This is a genomic window from Spirulina sp. 06S082, assembly GCF_034932145.1.
Lineage (GTDB): Bacteria > Cyanobacteriota > Cyanobacteriia > Cyanobacteriales > Spirulinaceae > CCY15215.
Map to the genome: position 1 here is coordinate 1 of NZ_JAYGHV010000241.1, position 3354 is coordinate 3354.

At 36.8% G+C, this 3354-nt stretch carries 4 protein-coding genes; all 4 read left to right on the forward strand.

Annotated features, from left to right (window positions below; genetic code table 11):
- The first annotated feature begins 123 nt into the window (after positions 1-123).
- From VB714_RS15145 to VB714_RS15160, 4 genes are read left to right on the forward strand one after another with little or no spacing between them, the layout of a single operon-like run.
- Entirely contained in the window at positions 124-444 is a 321-nt protein-coding gene (locus tag VB714_RS15145) for a hypothetical protein (RefSeq protein ID WP_323225442.1), read from the forward strand.
- 34 nt (positions 445-478) lie between these two features.
- A complete protein-coding gene (locus VB714_RS15150) occupies positions 479-877 on the forward strand; it encodes a type II toxin-antitoxin system RelE/ParE family toxin (RefSeq protein WP_323225443.1) in 399 nt (132 codons plus the stop codon).
- A complete protein-coding gene (locus VB714_RS15155) occupies positions 861-1364 on the forward strand; it encodes a helix-turn-helix domain-containing protein (protein ID WP_323225445.1) in 504 nt (167 codons plus the stop codon). Before VB714_RS15150 ends, VB714_RS15155 begins: the two co-directional genes overlap by 17 nt.
- A complete protein-coding gene (locus VB714_RS15160) occupies positions 1361-2956 on the forward strand; it encodes a tyrosine-protein kinase family protein (RefSeq protein WP_323225446.1) in 1596 nt (531 codons plus the stop codon). The genes VB714_RS15155 and VB714_RS15160 overlap by 4 nt, the downstream gene beginning before the upstream one ends.
- The last annotated feature ends 398 nt before the right edge of the window (positions 2957-3354 follow it).

A 3354-nucleotide genomic window follows, 5' to 3' on the forward strand; every position in this document is an offset into this window, starting at 1 on the left:
AGATACAGTAATTGTCCTGTTAAAAGTGCAATACAAAGGCACCCTAATTAAACAACTCCAAGGCGGTAGCGAAACTAATATAAAGCCGTCCTATAAGGACGGGGTTTCTACCCATTTTTTCTGATGAGTGGCGATCGCATTGGCAACTACAATGCGCTTTCGAGGTTGAGAGAGTTGCGATCGCGTTTTCCCGATCGCATGGAACTCAAGTTATTGGGGACGCACGAAAAATATTTGGTTTGCGATCGTCAGTTTGCTTTGGTGGGAAATCACAATACTCTCAGTTCTCTCGATACGCTGTATGCACCGCGAGAAATGGGGGTGAAAACAACGGATGCAGGCATCCTTGAGACACTGAGAGAAGACTATACGAATGCGCCAGATCTTCGCGATGTTTTCCACGAACCGGAAAAAGTTGCCGCGATCGCTTCTCAATTATTCTAAATATGGCATAATAACAATAGAGGAGCATTGAGGAGTGACAGAAGAATGGCAAATTGAATTTTACTCGGATAATGAGGAGGAAATTTCGCCAGTTCGACAATTTCTCCAAGATGCAGCATTAACTAAGGGGGAATTGAAACAACTTCAACTCCGTTTAAAATTACTGCAAGCGTATGGATTACAGTTATTAATCAAACGTTCGGATATTCTCGCCAAAATCAAAGGAGAGGACAATCTTTATGAGTTGCGCTTGGACAATACACCCCATAATCCTCGCATTTTTCTCTGTGCTTTGACAGGAAAACGCTTGGTTTTATTACACGGGTTTAAAAAGAAAAGCCAAAAAACGCCTAAACGGGAGATTACTAAAGCAATTCAACGACAAAAGCGATTATTAGAACGGGAGGACAATCAAAATGAAGAAGAACAATGAGGTATTTGAATTTCTGGAAGATTTGCTTCCCGATGCCCCAGAAATGCGCTTAATCGAACGTCAAGAACTGTTTCGGATTGCTTTAACTCAAGCAATGCGATCGCTGCGGAAACAGTTAGGTGTAACTCAGAAGGAATTAGCACAACGTTTGGGGGTGACTCAAAGTTGGGTTTCTAAATTGGAAAGTGCCAATAATGACCATACTTTTGAGTCTGTTTTAGCGTATTTGGATGCGTTGGGGGCAGATTTTAATGTTTCGATTTTGTTGGGCGATCGCGTGATAGAAACGATTGCTGCACGGTTGAGATTATCTCAGTCAGAGGTTGATGCGGCAATTCAAACAGTATTAGATAAAAAAGAGGAAACAGAAGCGATCGCGCCAATAAATCGACCTGTTTTCGATCTAGTTTCTCCAGAGGAGAGAGAGAAATGCGATCGGGCGCAGGCTATCATTGCGAAGAAAGGATTTTGGGATAGGGTAGCATGAGAACGATTACTTTTTATTCTTATAAGGGAGGCGTAGGGAGAACCCTAGCTGCTGCTAATTTTGCCGTTTATTTAGCGGAAAAGTTAGGGCAAAGAACGGTGATTGTTGATTTCGACTTGGAAGCACCGGGGATCGATGCCAAGTTTCCACTTTTACAACTTCCTGAAGAGCAAAAAGGGGTTCTCGATTATATTTTGGAATATCAAATCCACAATCGCGATCCGGGGAGTATTGCGGAGATTTTCCTACCAATTCCTTTGGAGGGAATTGAAAAAGATGTTCCGCTTTGGTTGATTCCGGCGGGACAATATTTATCTGAAGACTATTATCGCAAACTCAGTCAGTTAGATTGGGGTGTTGTTTTTTCAGAACAGCGTAATGGTGTAGAGTTTTTTCAGCAATTTTTAGCGAGAATTGAGCAAGAATTACAGGCAGATTTTGTGATTATTGACTCGCGAACAGGAATTACTGAAATTTCGGGTTTATGCACTCAGCAGTTAGCAGATGAAGTGGTAATACTATCTTCGATGAGTTCAGAAAGTATTCGAGTGACTAAATTTATTAAACAATTAATTCAAGATAGCCATTTTGCTAAAGTTATAGAGAAAGAAATTGATGTTAAGTTAGTTGTTTCTCGGATTCCTAAACCAGATAACTTAATAGAATTTAAAAGTAAATCCTGCGAAATATTCAAGATTCCAGAAGAAAAAATATTCTTTCTGTTTTCTTGTCATCATCTCGAACAAGAAGAATTTTTAGCAATTTCTAACTCGGAAAAAGATGAAGAATTGCTAAATAACTACATTAGATTATTTTATGGACTCAATTTAGAGTTGGCAGATCAAAACATCATCAAAGAAATTGAAAAAATGAGTAGTCAAATTTTATCTCTTCCTACAGAAAAATCAAAGAAAGAAATTTTAGAAATGATTTCAATTTATCCTCATCCAGAAGTTTATCGCATGGGAATGCGCTTTTTCTCATTGTGTAAAAATAATAAAGATATGCTTTATTGTAGTTGGAAACTTTTTAACTTATTTCCTGATGATGAAGAGACTCAAGAAAATTTAAAAAAATATTATTTGGATTTGATTAATTTTCATGTTTCCTTTAACAAGGATAATTTTCAACTACAAATCACAAGATTTGCCACACTTATTGATGAATCAATTAAACAGAAAACTCTTCTTGTTATAGAACCTTTATATATAAAAAACAAATTAAAAGACAAAGAAATTTTGATTTATGCACTAATATTATTCAGTTTTAAAAAATATGAAAAAAGCTGTGAAATTGCTTTGCGTCTATATAGAGAAGATGAAATAATATCAGAATCGACAAAGCAAGAAGCATGGGCTATATTTTATCAAGGTGCATTAGCTTTAAATTGGACAGATGACGATGGAGCGGTAGATTGTCAATTAATCAAAAATACAGAAGTAGAAAATCTTCTATCTAATTTATTTCCTAAATTTGATGTATCACCTAACGATTTAGAAGTCTTTCCTGAACCTACTAGAATTTCAAGTGATTATATTTCTTCATTTTATAGTTATGAAGATGAACCAGGTTTGGATGATATACCATTTTAAACCGAGGCTTGAGAATTTTTCTATCTGTGTCGATGCGATCTCACAACTATGGCAAGGCCGCTCTCTCTGTGGTTTAGAAAACTTTACCAGAGCAGATCAAGAATTTCCACGCTTACATGGATATACCGCAGGTAAAATTGAATTGACAACAGGAATACTTTTTTCTTCAATCCACAATCGAAGACTATAACAGGCAAATTTGGATTATTAAAGCATTAGGAATCACGGGGACGGGAGCCGTTGCTGTCTTAGTTTTGCAATACAAGCTAAATAGGGTTTGCTGAAAAGAGATAAAAAGATTGCTGTGTAAGGCTTAGAGAAACAAAAAAATAGAATTAAATGGGATAAAAAGGGGTAAAATAGAGAAAAACCCCGCATTTTTACGAACAGATGTACAG